Annotated in this window: 10 protein-coding genes; 2 read left to right on the forward strand and 8 right to left on the reverse strand. The window is 64.5% G+C overall.

Features of this window, described 5'->3' with window-relative positions:
• Positions 1-15: 15 nt before the first annotated feature.
• From ROV95_RS20925 to ROV95_RS20940, 4 genes are read right to left on the reverse strand one after another with little or no spacing between them, the layout of a single operon-like run.
• Positions 16-549 carry a pilus assembly protein PilP gene (locus ROV95_RS20925; protein WP_019659994.1) on the reverse strand — a complete coding sequence of 178 codons (534 nt, stop codon included), beginning with the start codon at positions 547-549 and terminating at the stop codon, positions 16-18.
• Positions 549-1,226: a type 4a pilus biogenesis protein PilO gene (pilO, locus tag ROV95_RS20930; RefSeq protein ID WP_312546252.1), complete on the reverse strand. Its 678-nt coding sequence runs from the start codon at positions 1,224-1,226 to the stop codon at positions 549-551. Before pilO ends, ROV95_RS20925 begins: the two co-directional genes overlap by 1 nt.
• Positions 1,223-2,113 carry a PilN domain-containing protein gene (locus ROV95_RS20935; protein WP_180877605.1) on the reverse strand — a complete coding sequence of 297 codons (891 nt, stop codon included), beginning with the start codon at positions 2,111-2,113 and terminating at the stop codon, positions 1,223-1,225. Before ROV95_RS20935 ends, pilO begins: the two co-directional genes overlap by 4 nt.
• The gene (locus ROV95_RS20940) at positions 2,113-3,171 is read right to left on the reverse strand and encodes a pilus assembly protein PilM (protein WP_010484061.1); all 1,059 of its coding nucleotides are present in this window, start codon (positions 3,169-3,171) and stop codon (positions 2,113-2,115) included. The genes ROV95_RS20935 and ROV95_RS20940 overlap by 1 nt, the downstream gene beginning before the upstream one ends.
• A gap of 219 nt (positions 3,172-3,390) precedes the next feature.
• Here ROV95_RS20940 and ROV95_RS20945 point away from each other — a divergent pair, with 219 nt between their 5' ends.
• Positions 3,391-5,814 carry a penicillin-binding protein 1A gene (locus tag ROV95_RS20945; RefSeq protein WP_312546253.1) on the forward strand — a complete coding sequence of 808 codons (2,424 nt, stop codon included), beginning with the start codon at positions 3,391-3,393 and terminating at the stop codon, positions 5,812-5,814.
• 70 nt (positions 5,815-5,884) lie between these two features.
• Here ROV95_RS20945 and ROV95_RS20950 read toward each other — a convergent pair whose 3' ends face one another.
• The gene (locus ROV95_RS20950) at positions 5,885-6,847 is read right to left on the reverse strand and encodes an IS110 family transposase (protein ID WP_049459279.1); all 963 of its coding nucleotides are present in this window, start codon (positions 6,845-6,847) and stop codon (positions 5,885-5,887) included.
• Between the two features lie 503 nt (positions 6,848-7,350).
• Here ROV95_RS20950 and ROV95_RS20955 point away from each other — a divergent pair.
• Positions 7,351-7,995 carry a hypothetical protein gene (locus ROV95_RS20955; RefSeq protein ID WP_043034094.1) on the forward strand — a complete coding sequence of 215 codons (645 nt, stop codon included), beginning with the start codon at positions 7,351-7,353 and terminating at the stop codon, positions 7,993-7,995.
• 216 nt (positions 7,996-8,211) lie between these two features.
• Here ROV95_RS20955 and ROV95_RS20960 read toward each other — a convergent pair whose 3' ends face one another.
• From ROV95_RS20960 to ROV95_RS20970, 3 genes are all read right to left on the reverse strand, one after another.
• A complete protein-coding gene (locus tag ROV95_RS20960) occupies positions 8,212-8,955 on the reverse strand; it encodes a hypothetical protein (protein WP_312546328.1) in 744 nt (247 codons plus the stop codon).
• 69 nt (positions 8,956-9,024) lie between these two features.
• Positions 9,025-14,022 (reverse strand): ESPR-type extended signal peptide-containing protein, encoded by a 4,998-nt coding sequence (locus ROV95_RS20965; protein WP_312546254.1) that lies wholly within the window; start codon positions 14,020-14,022, stop codon positions 9,025-9,027.
• A 62-nt stretch (positions 14,023-14,084) separates the two neighbouring features.
• Positions 14,085-14,792: a pilus assembly protein gene (locus tag ROV95_RS20970; RefSeq protein WP_134966942.1), complete on the reverse strand. Its 708-nt coding sequence runs from the start codon at positions 14,790-14,792 to the stop codon at positions 14,085-14,087.
• Positions 14,793-14,805: the final 13 nt, after the last annotated feature.

The following is a 14,805-nucleotide window of genomic DNA, read 5'->3' on the forward strand; positions in this document are numbered from 1 at the left end:
ATCCCCAGTAAACGATCATTGATCTTCAAGCGAGAGCGTTGCCGGCCGTTCCAGCCAGCCGCCCGCGCCATCCGGCACCAGTTCGATCAGCTCCACGTGGTCTTCGAAGACCGCCGTGACCCGCCCGTCGCTCTGCCCCAGGTACCCACCCGGGCGTACCCGGTAGGTCACCTTGTCCGGCCCCATCACCAGCGCCACGGTAGCGGCGCCGGTGCCGATGGTACCGACCATGTCCAGTGCATCCAGCGGGAAGCCTTCCAGCGGCTCCTTGCGCCGGTTCGGATCCGGACGCAATCCGCCATTCCCCTGCTGCGGATTGGTCCAGGCATCGGTGAACGGGTCGCGCAGACCCTGTGCGGAGTATTCGAAGGTTTCGAACTGCTGCATCACCGGCAGCGGCTCCAGCGGCTGCGCCGGTCGTGCACGCTCGCCTTCCACCCACTTTTCAAGATTCGGCGCATCACCCGGCGTGCTGGTCACGCCGCGGCCACAGGCGGCCAGCAACAGGACCGCCAACGCCACTGCACTGCGTGCGATGTACGTGCGCATCACTTCTTGCCCCCCTTGCCGTTCTTCTTTTTCGCTTCGGCATCGGCGACAGCCTGCTGCGCCTGCACTTCCGTCTCATCCAGATAGCGATAGGTCTTGACCGTGCCGGACAGTTCCAGCGCACCGCTGCGGGCGTTGCCGGTGGCCTTGTCCTTGGGCTTGAGGTTGATGTCGTGCATGGTCAGGATGACCACGCGCGGCAGCGACGCCACGCCACTGACGAAAGCACCGAACTGGTGGTAACTGCCCACCATGCGCAGCTTGATCGGCTTTTCGGCGTAGAACTCCTTGACCTGCTCCTGCTCCGGCTCGAACAGCTCGTTGGTCAGGCCGCTGGACAACGCCGTCTGCGAGATGTCGATGATCAGGTCAGGCATTTCGGTCTTGCTGGGCAGCTGCCGCAGCATCTGCTGCAGCACCTGTTCCATCTGTGCCAGCTGCTGCTTCAGCGGCGCCAGGTTCACCGCGCGTTCCTGCTGCTTGGTGAACTCGGCACGCAGGTCGACTTCCTTCGATTCCAGGCCGGCCAGTTCCTCGCGCTTGCCACTGATCAGCAGCATCCACGCAACGAACATGATCACCAGCGCCAACAGCGAGCAGAAGACGATCTTGGCCTTCTGCGGCCAGTTGCCGATGTCGTTGAAATCCAGGTTCTTCAGATCGATTTTCTGGCTCATGCGCGATCCCCCTGCAGCGGGGCGTTGAAGGCCTGCGGCGGCTGCGCCAGGCGGCTGCCCTCGGGCTTCGGCGCAGGCTTGGCAGCCGGGGCTGCCGGCTGGTTCGGCGCGGCCGGGGTGGCAGCAGGTGCGTTGACCGGAGCGGCGGCGGGGGCGGGGGCAGCCGGAGCAGCAGCGGGCTGGCCTGCGGCCGGTGCAGCAGGCGCCGCTGCATCCGGGCCGGCGGCAAGCGGTGCCACGGCGGGCGGAGCCGGCGTTGCCACCGAACCATCGGCGTTGAGGCCTGGCGTACCGGCCACTTCCTCACTCTGTGCCGGCAGCTTCACCTTGACCACGAACACATAGGGCAGCGCCTTGATGTCCGCAACCGGGCCGGTCTTGCCGTCCTTGTCCTTCTCGGGGTCACGCGCTTCGATGATCGACAGTTCCGGGTTGGTCATCCAGCCGGACGTTTCCAGATTGCGCATGTACGCCGAAACACGGGCGTTGGACTGGGTGCGCCCTTCCAGGGTCAGCACGTCGCCTTCCTGCTTCAGCGCGGTCAGCACCAGGCCATCGGGAATCGTGCGCACCAGCGCATCGAACAGGTGCACCATCTGCGAGCGCTTGGCCTGCAGTTCTTCAATGACCTTCTTGCGGGCCAGCAGGCGTTCCTTCTGCGCGTCGAGGCGGTCGATCTCCTTGTTCTGTTCCTTGACCTTTTCGATCTCGGCTTCCAGATAGGCGTTGCGGTCCATCTGGCCGCTCACCTGGCGGTCGTAATAGAACCAGATCACCAGCGACAGCAGCAGGCCACCGATCGCGGCCATGCCCAGCATTGCGTAGAACTCGCGCTGGCGTTGCTTGCGCCGCTCGGCGCGCCAGGGCAATAGATTGATGCGTGCCATCAGTCGAAGCTCCTCAGCGCCAGACCGGTGGCGATCATCAGCGCGGGGGCATCCTGGGCCAGCGCATGTGCGTTCACCTTCGGCCCCAGGGTCATCTGCGCCAGCGGGTTGGCGACCACGGTCGGCACGCCCAGCTGTTCCTCGACCATTTCCGGCAGGCCGCCGAGCACGGCGCAGCCGCCGGCCAGCACGATGTGGTCAACGCGGTTGAACTCGCTGCCTGCATAGAAGAACTGCAGCAGGCGGCTGATCTGCTGGACCGTGGCTTCCTTGAACGGCTCCAGCACTTCCATCTCGTAGCTTTCCGGCAGCCCACCCTGGCGCTTGGCCAGGCCGGCTTCCTCGTAGCTCAGGCCGTAACGGCGCATGATCTCGTCGGTCAGCTGCTTGCCACCGAACACCTGTTCGCGGCTGTACAGGCTGCGGCCGCCGCGCAGAACGTTGAGGGTGGTCATGGTGGCGCCGATATCGACCAGCGCGACCACGCCCTCGATGGACACCGGCAGCTCGCTGGCGACCAGGGCGTAGGCGTTCTCGACCGCGAAGGCCTCCACGTCCATCACCTTGGCCTGCAGGCCACCCAGTTCCAGGGCCGACTGGCGCAGTTCCACGTTCTCCGAACGCGACGCGGCCAGCAGCACCTGGACCATCTCCGGGTTGTTCGGGATCGCCCCGATCACCTCGAAGTCCAGGTTCACTTCCTCGATCGGGTACGGAATGTAGTTGACCGCTTCCAGCTCGATCTGGGCTTCCATGTCGTTCTCGTCGAGCTCGGCCGGCATCGGGATCACCTTGGTGATCACCGCCGAACCGGCAACGGCGGCAGCGGCCAGCTTGGCCTTGCTCCCCGAGCGGTTCATCGCGCGGCGGATGGCCTCACCCACGGCCTCCACTTCCACGATGTTCTTTTCCACCACCGCATTCGGCGGAAGAGGTTCCACAGCGTAATGTTCCACGCGAAAACGGTTGCCACTGCGGGACAGCTGCAAAAGCTTTACCGCAGTCGAACTGATGTCGACGCCTACGAGCGGCGACTGACTTTTTGGGATGAGCCCCACGGTTTCTCCCCTGCCGACGGGCACTTGGACGCAAGACCTGCGCCCGAGCATTAATAACGTATTCTTAGCAAATGGCAACGGCCCTGCTGTGAAGTTCCTCACGGATTCACGATGCAGCCCCTGACTGTTCCCCTTGCGCTCCCCGGTGCCGACCCCAGCCGCCACCTTGCGTAATCTATACTCTGCGACCACGAAATTCGCAATCGGAATCTGAACCCGATGACTCGACTCCGCCGCTGGCTGCGCTGGATCTTCCTGATTGTCCTGGTCCTGGCGCTGATCGGCGCGGCCGCCGTGGGCGGTCTGTACTACGCCGTGTCCTCCAAGCTTCCCGACGTTCAGACCCTGCGCGACGTGGAAATGCAGGAGCCGATGTACGTCTATGCCGCCGACGGCAAGCTGATGGCGGTGTTCGGCGAGACCCGGCGTACCCCGATCACCATGAAGGACGTGCCGGAGAAGCTGAAGCAGGCCTTCCTGGCCACCGAGGACGCCCGCTTCTACGAGCATGGCGGCGTGGACTACAAGGGCATCGGCCGTGCGGTGTGGCTGCTGGCCACCACCAACGACAAGCGCGTGCCCGGTGGTTCCACCATCACCCAGCAGGTGGCCCGCCAGTTCTTCCTCAGTTCCGAGTACAGCTACACCCGCAAGCTGGCCGAGATCCTGCTGGCACGGAAGATCGAGTCCGAGCTGAGCAAGGACGAGATCTTCGAGCTGTACCTGAACAAGAGTTTCTTCGGCAACCGCGCCTACGGCGTGGCCGCCGCCGCCGAGTTCTACTACGGCAAGAAGCTGAACGAGCTGGACCTGGACGAGATGGCCTCGCTGGCCGGCATCCCCAAGTTCCCGTCCTCGGGCAATCCGATCTCCAATCCGGAGCGCGCCCGCCAGCGTCGTGACAACTATGTGCTGCAGCGCATGGCCGACCTGAAGTTCGTCAGCCAGGCCGAGGCCGACGCGGCCAAGGCCGTGCCGATGCACGCCACCGCGCATGAGCCGCCGGTGCAGGTCGACGCGCCCTACGTGGCCGAGCTGGTGCGCCAGGAGATGATCGCCCGCTTCGGCGGCGATGTGGTCAACAAGGGCTACCACGTCACCACCACCATCGACTCCACCCTGCAGACCGCCGCCAACCTGGCCGTCCGTGATGGCCTGCTGCTCTACGACCACCGCCACGGCTGGCACGGCGTGGAGAAGCAGGTGCAGGTGGGTGCCGGTGAAGACGCCGCCGCCCTGGCCGAGCACCTGCGTGGCCTGTACGGCCAGGCCGGCCTGCTGCCGGCCATCGTTGCCAGCACCGGTGCCGATGGCAGCGCCACCGTGGTGCTGGCCAACCGCAGCGAGATCGTGCTGCCGGCCGGTGCCGCCAAGTGGACCAACAAGACCCCGGGCAAGCTGGTGCAGCGCGGTGACATCGTGCGCGTGCGTGCCGGTGCCAAGGAAGGTGAGTGGCTGCTGGATCAGCTCCCGCGCGGCCAGTCCGCGCTGGTCTCGCTGGATGCCCACAGCGGCGCACTGAAGGCGCTGGTGGGCGGTTTCAGCTTCTCCGGCAACAAGTTCAACCGTGCCACCCAGGCCCGCCGCCAGCCGGGTTCGAGCTTCAAGCCCTTCATCTACGCCGCGGCCTTCGACAAGGGCTACAACCCGGCCTCGATCGTGCTCGACGCCCCGGTCGTGTTCCGCGACCGCCGCGGCAAGACCTGGGCCCCGCAGAACGACGGCGGCGGCTTCCGCGGCCCGATGCGCCTGCGCGAAGCGCTGGTGCAGTCACGCAACCTGGTCTCGGTGCGTCTGCTCGATGGCATGGGCGTGGACTACGCGCGCAAGTACATCAGCGAATTTGGTTTCGCCGAATCCGAACTGCCGCCGAACCTGTCGATGTCGCTGGGTACCGCCTCGCTGACCCCGCTGTCGGTGGCCCGTGGCTACGCTGTGTTCGCCAACGGCGGCTCGCGCGTGGACACCTGGCTGATCGACCAGGTCAATGACCGCGACGGCAACCTGGTGTTCAAGGAAAACCCGGCGCTGGCCTGCCGCGACTGCGCCGGCAGCAGCGACCAGCCGGTGAACCAGGTGGTGGACGGCTTCAACTTCGGCGCCCCGGCCCCGAAGGTGGACCCGGCCGCTGCGGCCAAGGCCGAAGCCAAGACCGAAACCCCGGCCGCGCCGGCCAACCCCGATGCCCGCACCGCTCCGCGTGCGATCGACGCCCGCACCGCCTACCAGCTGGTATCGATGATGCGCGACGTCGTCCAGCGCGGTACCGGCGTGCAGGCCAAGGTGCTCGGCCGCGAGGACGTGGGCGGCAAGACCGGCTCCACCAACGACCACCGCGACGCCTGGTTCTCCGGCTTCGGTGGCCCGTACGTGACCACCGTATGGGTGGGCCGCGACGACTTCCGCTCGCTGGGCTACCGCGAATACGGTGGCAAGGCCGCCCTGCCGATCTGGATCGACTACATGCGCACCGCGCTGAAGGACACCCCGATTGCGCAGAACGAGCCGCCCAGCGGCATGGTCCAGGCCACCCTCAACGGCGCGACCGAATGGGTGAAGGTGGAAGACATGGACCGCCTGACCGACTACGACCTGAACCTCAATACGCCGCAGGCCGACGCCGCCGCGTTCGATATCTTTTGAGGAAGGATTCGGTGGGTGCCAACCGTTGGTTGGCACTGCCCTTTGTAGAGCCGAGATCCTATGTTCGTGGTCAAGCCTGCTGGAAGCAGGCTTGACCCACTTTCAGCATGGCCGGGTCAAAGTCCCGGCCGCTCTTGAAGACGCCCCAAGCGATCCTGGCCAGCTTTCTGGCCAGGATGTTGAAACTGGCAGTACTGCTGTGGCCGCGTTCGCGGATGGCGTTGTAAAGGGCTTTGCCATTTTTGGAGCGGGTCAGTCCCATGGCCGCCATGTAGAGGATCTGGCGCAGGCTGGCGTTGCCGCGCTTGGACAGGCGCCGCCTACCGATCCGGGCGCCGGATTCGTTGGGGCGCGGATCCAGGCCGGTACAGGCGATCCAGGCGTCCGAGCTGGTCAAGGGCCATCGTGTGATGTGATGGGTGACGAAGGCCGCTACCGTCGGCCCAACCCCCGGAATGGTCATGATCCGCCGATACAGGTCGCGCTGTTCGCCACTGCGGCACAGTTGCTGAATCTGTTGGTCGAGCAGGGCAATGGCCTCTTTCAGACCATCGAAGATGCGCCCAAAGATGGCCGACTCCGACGCCCCCGCGCCTAGCGAGAGATTCAACTTCGCCTTGCTCCGGACCAGGCTGTCACGTTGCTGGAGCAGCACATGCAGCTGCTCCTGCGCAGGCGATCGGGCGACATGCTCATGCAGATTGTCGGCCTCCTTGGCGATGTAACGCGCAATGACCTGCGCGTCACCTGAGTCGGTTTTGCCGCGGCAGGCCACGCCCTTGGCGTAATGTTTGATGTCGCGCGGATTGAGCACAAAGACGACGTGGCCGGCCTTCTGGGCAGCTTGAACCACAAGCTCGTGGTAGCGATTGGTTGCTTCCACTCCAATGCGAGACCCGACCGGCAGAGTGGACAGCCACTTACCGATGGCTGACGCTGAATTGGGGATTCGAGTGCTGCCCTTGGTGCCATGGCGTGCCACCACAAGGCTCTTTGAGTCGGCATCGATGCCGACGGCCAAATGATCTGACATCTGCGCAACTCCCAGCTATTGTTGAGGGGCTGGGGTGGTACCGCACCACGTTGGCTTGCCTACATCGGCGGTCCTCAAAGGCCGCTAGATCCTTTATCGACGTTAAGGTGCGGGATGGGGATCGCTCGGCTCGTCTGTCGGCTGCTATCCGCAGATATCATGTTGACGGTCCCTCCACCCTGGCTCCTACATACCGCGTAGGAGCCGGGAGGAACATACAAGCCCATGCTCGGCTCCATGCGCCGGCGGTAGAGCAGCCGAGCATGGGCTCGGCTCTACAGGATCAACGGCACCCTTTTGCTCCGGTAGATGCCAACCTTGGGTTGGTGTCACCTTTGTAGAGCCGAGCCATGCTCGGCTCCGGGCGTCCGCGGTAGAGCAGCCGAGCATGGGCTCGGCTCTACAGGATCAACGGCACCCGCTTGCTCGCCTCCGTGAAATACCCACGCGGATGTCACATCCGTGCGCTACTCTGTAGCCAGGTCGCAACAGGGAGTCATCGCATGCATCGCGCCCGTCAGCATGCTGCCAGCCAGACCCGCGAGCGGCGCCACCGCCTCGCCCACGAAGCCGCCCGCCTGATGGCCGAAGGCGGCATCCGCGACTACCACCAGGCCAAGTTGAAGGCCGCCAGCCGGCTCGGCATCCACGACGATGCCTCCCTGCCCCGCAACACCGAGATCGAAGACGCCCTGCGCGAATACCAGCGGCTGTTCTCTGGCCCCCAGCACGGCAACGAACTGCAGCGCCGCCGCGAGGCTGCCATGCGTGCGCTGGAGTTCCTGCACGGCTTCGCCCCGCGCCTGGCCGGCCCGGTGCTGGAGGGCACCGCCGACGCCAACAGCCCCGTGCAGCTGCACCTGCACAGCGACGACCCGGAAGCCGTGCACCGCTTCCTGGACGAACACGGCATTCCCGCAGAATCGCGGACGCGTCGGCTGCGCATGGACCGCGAACGGAGCCTGGACGTGCCGGTGTGGGTGTTCAGTGCCGAGGAACTGACCTTTGACCTGGCCGTACTGCCGTATGACGCCCTGCGCCAGGCCCCACTGTCACCGGTGGATGAGAAGCCGATGCGACGCGCGTCTGTGGCGCAGTTGCGGCAGCTGCTGGCCGAAGCGGAGATTACCGCGTACATCGGCGGATGACGGTAGCGCCGGCCCATGGCCGGCGAGCGCAGCGGTACCTGCCAGTGGCGGGTGCGGGCCGTTGGTCCGCACCGTGCTTCAGGCATTTCGAGTGCCGACCGAAGAGCAGTCGAGCGCGGCTCGACTCTACAGGAGCGTTGCACCCGTGTTCGGTAGGTGCGGACCGTTGGTCCGCACTGTGCTTCAGGCTGGCAGATGACGCCTATCCTGCTCCCGCTACCAGACGAAACGGGTATCGCGCAGCGGGTCGCTGAGCAACCGCGGCAACCACGGCGCGGCGGCTCGCTGCGGATACTCCCGCATCATCTGTGCATGCATGACCTGCAGGCCCCGCAGCAACCAGATCTGGTCATAGATGTCGTTGAACCCATCCGACCACCCACTCTTCACACGCTCATGCTCGACCGACTCCAACGACGGCATCTGGTCCAGCGACACCTCCAGGATCGTCGACAGTGCTGTGTTGATCTGCGCATTCTCAACACCCGCCCTGCGCACATCCTCAAATCGAGCGCGAATCCGTCGGCAGTCGTACGGGACGCACCCACCCGTGGCAGTGATGTAGTCGGCGATGTCCGCCAGCATGTCGGCTTTCAGCCGCCACACCACTTCGCTGTCCATCACCTGCCGCACCCGCATCGTGCGCAACGTGCTCGCCCGCACCTCTTCCGGCGTAGTGAACGGGGCCCCCGGCGTGCTGCCCGCGTGGCGTACCAGCACGATGCGATGGATCGCCTCGCTGGAGACACCTTCGATGCGCAGCGCCGCGGCTTTCGGGTGTACGCGCGGCGGCGGCACGCCCAGCATCTGCCACAGGTACCACAGCACCAGCAGAAGACCGGCGATGCACAGCCCGCTCATCAGCGTCCACAGGTCCAGGTTCCGGGTGTAGTAGCGAAAGCGCGCCCGCCAGATATAGAACGTGCGATAGCTGATAATTCCGCGTACCCATCTGTACATTGCCATCTCCTCGGCAAGGACCCCGGCGCGGCGGGGTTCATTACGCGCACCACGCCGGGGCCGCATGGCTTACCAGCCGATGCCCACGCCGACGCCCATGCTGCGTTCACCGCTGTTGGTGAACGCACCATTGAGGCTGAAGGTGGCCGAACCCTTCTCGTTGAGCACGCGCTGGTAGCCCACGGCCATCGCCGACTCACCCTCGCTGTAGCCCACGCCCGCACCCAGGCGGTTGTAGGTAGCCAGACCTGCGGTGTTCATCGCCATCGCGCTCTGCGCGCTGCTCATCGCCGCCATGCGGTTGAAGCGCTTGTCCATCTTGTCCAGGCGACGCTCGAAAGTGCTGATCGCACCATCGGTGTACTCGTTGGCCCGGGCCAGCATCTTTTCCAGGTCGGCGGTGTCGACCTGCGGCTTGGGCGTGTCGTCCTGCTTCGGCTTCGGCTGCGGGGCCGGCTTGTCACCTTCACCGGTCGAGGCGATCTGCGGCGAGCCGCTGGTTTCCGGCGCCGGCGCGGTCTCTTCGGTGGACGGCGAAGGCGTGGACGCCGTCGACATGGCGCGGGCCTGCGGCTGACCGTCGATACGCTGCTCCAGCCCATCCATGCGGCCGTTGATCTGCTGCTGCATCGAATGCAGCTGGCCGCCATTGACCGCATCGCGGCTGCCGGCCGCGATCAGGCCGTTGGCCACATTGGAGACGACCATGCCGTTGGCACCAGCCAGGGTGAGCTGGTGGGTGCCGTCTGCACGCACCGAGGGAGTTTCCTGGAACACGGAGCGGAGCTGTGATTCGACCTGGTTCACGCGCGAGGTGGTGCTGACGACAGCGCCGTCGAGCGCTTCCAATGCGCCGTTGAGGGTGGATTGGGACTGGCCCTGCACGTTGAAGCTGGGGCCGACGATGTTGCCGTTGGCATCGACCTCACCGCCGAGAGCGGAGAGCGCGCCACGCAGCTGGCCGACGGTGGCGGCGTTGTGGTCTGCGGTGCCGTTGGCGATGTTTACGAGGCGGCGCTTCATCTCACCATTACCGAACGCGACAGTGCGAGCTTCATCTGCAACCGAGTGAACACCAATAGCTACGCTTGAACCGGCCCCCTGCTTCACCGTGCTGCCAACGCCGATTGCAATACCGTTTGCTTCGTGGACAGAAGAATGGACGCCGAAAGCAAAGCCATGCTCAGCCGTAGCATCAACGTAAGCTGCTCTGCCCAGTGCCACTGAGTTCTTTCCGGCGGCCTTCGCGAAGCTCCCAATGGCGACTGCCCCTTCACTTTGCAAAGAAGCCTCAGCGGAATCACCAATCGCAACCCCGACTGGTCCCGCCTTCGCCACCTGTCCAGGCCCTAGGTCACCGACAGCAACAAACCGCGACGCGGAAGCCAGCTTCTGCAGCTCTTCATTGGTCTCATAGAGCTGACTGCCACGCACAACATCCGAGCTATCAGCCGACAACTTCGCCTCGGCCACGCCAGTCAAACGCGCACCGCCGAAATCAATCGGGCCGCTCGCATCCAATCCACGCATGGCCTGCCCGCCCATCTCCCGCTCCTTGCGCATCGCCTCCAGATCGTTCCGATTCTGCGAGATCTTCTGCTCTGCGGCGTACAACTGACTGCCGGTTACGGCATCACGGCTTCCTGGCGCCACTCGGCCGTCAGCCAGGTTGGTCAGCACCATGCCATTCACGCCATTCAGCGCGATCTGGTTCATGCCGTCGGCACGGGCGGAAGGTGAATCCTGGAAGATCGAGCTGAGCTGGCCTTCCACCTTCTCCGCCCGGCGGCCTGCGGTGATCACAGCGCCATCGAGCGCCATCAGCGCGTCTTCGACGGTGCTCTGCGTTCCGCCCTGCACCGCGTAGGTCGGAGCGATGATGGTGCCATTGGCAACCATGCCTGCGCCGCCGCCGAGGGTGGCGAGGGAATCCTTGAGCTGTGAGACAGTGGTGGCGTTGTGGTCGGCGGTGCCACGGGCGATGTTCACCAACCGGCGCTTGCTAACTGAATTCCCGAAAGACACGGTACTCGCTTCTGTCGCCTCAGACGCCGCGCCAACCGAGACGGCGTTCGTTGCCCCCACTGCAACCTTGCTACTTGCGCCGATGGCCACGCCGCCCACCTCTTCCACTCGAGCTGCGGCGCCCAGTGCGAATCCATTCTCCGAGCGCCCAGTTACGACAGATCCACGACCAACAGCCACTGAGTTCCTGCCAAGAGAGTTGGCGAATGCTCCAACCGCAGTCCCACCTTCACTGCTGGGGCTAGCCTTCGCCGAGTCACCGATCGCCACACCAAAGCGGCCAGATTCTGCCGCTTCACTAAGTCCATCCGTACCGAAACTGACAAACCGAAACTCCGTCTCGAGAGTCGACAATCGACCATTGGTAGCGTGAAGCTGTCGGCCAGATACTGCCTCATCGCTTGTCCCACTTAACGTGCCATCTGCCACACCACTGATCTTTCGGTTAGCGTTGGTACTGTTACGCACATCCAGGGTCGTGCCATTATTTTCCTCACCGAGACGAACATCCCCAGACGCAGATTCCTGCGCCACCAGCCCGCCCAGTGCTGCGGTTTCGACCAACGCCCTGGCTGCATCCGTCTTTGCCACGGCAGCGTCTGCACCCGCAGACTTGGCCATCCCCTCCACCGTCGTCACCTTGTCATTGGTGGCATTGAGCTGCCTGCCATTCACAGCTTCGTAGCTGCTGGCGCTGACCACGCCATCGGCCACGCCGGTCAGCTTACGGTTCGCATTCGCGCTATTGCGCACATCCAGTACGGTGCCGCTGTTCTTCTCACCCAGGCGGACAGCCTCCGTGGCCGAAACCTGCCCGACCAGCCCACCCAGAACGGTGGCTTCAGCCAAGGCCTTGGTGGCATCAACCTGTGCGGCATTGGCGGTGGTCTGCGCGCCGTTGGCGGCATTCTGTGCAGTCGTTACCCGGCCATTTGTTTCATTCAACTGCTTGCCCGTAATGGCCTCGGTACTGCTGCTGCTGACAGCGCCATCCGCCAGGTTGACGATCTTGCGCTTGATACTGGAGTTGCCGACCGAGACCTGATTGATGCCGGTGGTCTGCGAGCCGTTGCCCAGAGCGACACTTCCCGTGTGCGATGCCAGGGCGCGGTCGCCCAACGCAATGGCACTTTCGGCACCCGCCTTTGCAAGATTGCCAAGCGCCGTCGAGTACAAACCGGATGCGGCGGCCTCCCGGCCAACGGCGACGGCCTGATTGCCGCTCGCATCTGCCTTGTAACCCAGCGCGGCGGCATGGGTCGCCGCGGCCGTCGCATCATTGCCTACGGCCACGGCGCGATCACCCACTGCCGAAGCACGCAGGCCTGCCGCCACCGCGCCATTGCCACCGCGCGTTGCAGCACCGAGAGCAACTGCACCGGTGGCAGCGCTCTTGTCGCCGTTGGCGTCGACACCGGCCCGAGCATCTGCACCAACTGCGATGCTGTTGGTGTTGTAGGCCTTCGCCGAGCGCCCCATCGCTACGCTGGCGGTGCTTCCGCTCCCTTCCGCCTCTGCCGCCAGCCCGATAGCCGGGGCGGATGCGTTCAGGCGCGCGGCTGCCGCGTCTGCGACGCGCTGTGCATCTGCCAGCTTGGTGTTGGTGGCATTCAACTGCTTGCCTGACACAGCATCCGTGCTGGTCGTGCTCAGCGTGGCATCCGCCACTCCTGTGATCCTGCGGTTGGCGTTGGTACTGTTGCGGACGTCCAGTACGGTGCCGCTGTTGGATGCACCCAGCCGGACGCTCCCCGAAGCAGAGGTCTCGCTCAGGAGGCCCGAAAGCGTGTTGGCCTTTGTCAGTGCGTTGTCAGCATTGGTCTTGGCGGAGTCGGCGACGGAGCGCGCAGCCGTGACATTGCTATTGGTGGAATTGAGCTGCTTGCCTGACACCGCATCTGTGCTTGTCGTGCTCAGCGTGGCGTCTGCCACGCCCGTGATCTTTCGATTGGAGCTGGCGCTGTTGCGGACGTCCAGTACGGTGCCGCTGTTGCTTGCACCTACACGAACGTTCCCCGAGGCAGACGTCTGGCTCATAAGGCCTGAGAGCACATTGGCCTTTGCCAGCGCACTGTCAGCATTGGTCTTGGCAGAGTCCGCGACCGAGCGCGCGGCCGCTACATTGCTATTGGTAGCATGGAGCTGCTTTCCGGTAACGGCATCCGTGCTGCTGGCGTTCAATCGCCCATCGTCCACATTGGTCACTCGCCGCTTCGTCGATGAGCTGCCAACAGACACCGAATTGCCTTCCGTTGCCTCGGAATATGCTCCGATGGCTACCGAGTCATGGGCGCTCGCCTTGGCATGATGCCCCAGCGCAACTCCACTGTACTCGGCACGTGCGTTCCCTCCCAACGCGATGGCACCGGAGTACCCCGCCGTTCCAGCGAAGGCGTTCCCGCCAATAGCAATGCGGGAAACACCCGCCGAACTTTCCACGGTCCTGGCACCACTGCCCACCGCAATGGAGTTGCTCGAGTATGCCCTGGCGTCATGCCCCAGAGCGGTTGCACCAATTCCTGATGCGATCGAGCTGGCACCTACGACTGTCGCGTATCCACTCTTGGCCTCAGATCCGTATCCAACGACGACGTTCCTGTCGCCGCGTGCGATCGATGAATTTCCTACAAGCACACTTCCCAGCCCCGACAGCGATGACTCGGTGCCGTAGACCACCGATCCCCAGCCACTGATGCTCGACCGTGAACCCAGGATCATCTGCATATCACCGCTGATCGTGGCATCCCTATACTGGCTGTCATTTACCAGAGCCAGCTGGGTGTAACCCGCATTTACCTGGTTCGAAAATGACGAAAAGCGCCACGGAGAGGGCATCAGGAGTTGACTGGAGTCGGTCCCTTCACGCTCGCCCTCAGCCGCTTCCTCCGAGTGCTCGTGCGCTGCGGCAGGGAGGCCCACCAGTGCCGCCACCAGCAATAGTGCCCTGCCTCCAGCGGACTTCCCGCGCGGACTGCTCAACTCACTGCCAACCACCCAGCACTGCTTGGCGGCACTCCAGATACGACGATAGATGCGGTTCATGCTCTCTCCCTTAACAGGACATCGAAAATGAGGCCCCGCGAACAGCGCGGGGCCAGGAACGATCAGGCGCTTGGCGCCAGGGTGGTTACGTGCTCGCGGTAGCCGTCCTTGGACAGGCGGTAATGCAGCTGCACGGTATTGCCCGGCTGAGGCTGGAACGGCAGCTTCAGCTCCGCGTCCGGGTACAGGCTTTTGGCAAAGTCGTGGGTCGTACAGGCACCACTGGCGCTGCACTCGGCCAGCCCCGTGATGCCGACCCGCAGGGTCCCCACATTGCGCAGGGTGTCGCCCTGCAGTTGCAGATCCACGCTGCCGTTGGCGGGCAACACGTTCACCAGCGCGCCCCATACCAGGCTGACGCCGACGTTGGCCTGTGCCGCCTGCTCATCACCCTCAAGCAGGGTCCCGTCCGGTCCCCTGACACCCTCGAAGTAGACGCGGTAGGCCACTTCCTTCTCCACGCTGCGTAGCGGAATCACCCGGATCAGGCGATTGCCTCCGCCACTGAGTGCGAACTTCCCGGGGGTGATGGCGACCGCTGCATCGGCCGCCTCCATGTCCACCTCTTCCTCGCCAGCCTGGGCGGGATTCGAGATGCGCAACAGGCGTGCCTGCACGTACTGCGGCTGGGTGGAGTGCGAGTAGACGCGGATCTGCGTACCGCGCTTGCCATCGACGGCCGCGCGCATCGGATGGATCGAGAGGTTGGCATGTACTGGCGGCGCCAGCAGCGCGCTCAACGGCAACAGACAGAACAGCAGCTTCTTCATGATGAGGCTCCGT

Origin of the sequence: Stenotrophomonas maltophilia group sp. msm1 (genome assembly GCF_032025805.1) — a bacterium.
Lineage (GTDB): Bacteria > Pseudomonadota > Gammaproteobacteria > Xanthomonadales > Xanthomonadaceae > Stenotrophomonas > Stenotrophomonas hibiscicola.

Bases quoted from the DNA above. Each gene is read 5' to 3' on its own strand.
- ROV95_RS20925 (WP_019659994.1), bottom strand. From the start codon at position 549: ATGCGCACGTACATCGCACGCAGTGCAGTGGCGTTGGCGGTCCTGTTG.
- pilO (WP_312546252.1), bottom strand. From the start codon at position 1,226: ATGAGCCAGAAAATCGATCTGAAGAACCTGGATTTCAACGACATCGGC.
- ROV95_RS20935 (WP_180877605.1), bottom strand. From the start codon at position 2,113: ATGGCACGCATCAATCTATTGCCCTGGCGCGCCGAGCGGCGCAAGCAA.
- ROV95_RS20945 (WP_312546253.1), top strand. From the start codon at position 3,391: ATGACTCGACTCCGCCGCTGGCTGCGCTGGATCTTCCTGATTGTCCTG.
- ROV95_RS20950 (WP_049459279.1), bottom strand. From the start codon at position 6,847: ATGTCAGATCATTTGGCCGTCGGCATCGATGCCGACTCAAAGAGCCTT.
- ROV95_RS20955 (WP_043034094.1), top strand. From the start codon at position 7,351: ATGCATCGCGCCCGTCAGCATGCTGCCAGCCAGACCCGCGAGCGGCGC.
- ROV95_RS20960 (WP_312546328.1), bottom strand. From the start codon at position 8,955: ATGTACAGATGGGTACGCGGAATTATCAGCTATCGCACGTTCTATATC.
- ROV95_RS20965 (WP_312546254.1), bottom strand. From the start codon at position 14,022: ATGAACCGCATCTATCGTCGTATCTGGAGTGCCGCCAAGCAGTGCTGG.
- ROV95_RS20970 (WP_134966942.1), bottom strand. From the start codon at position 14,792: ATGAAGAAGCTGCTGTTCTGTCTGTTGCCGTTGAGCGCGCTGCTGGCG.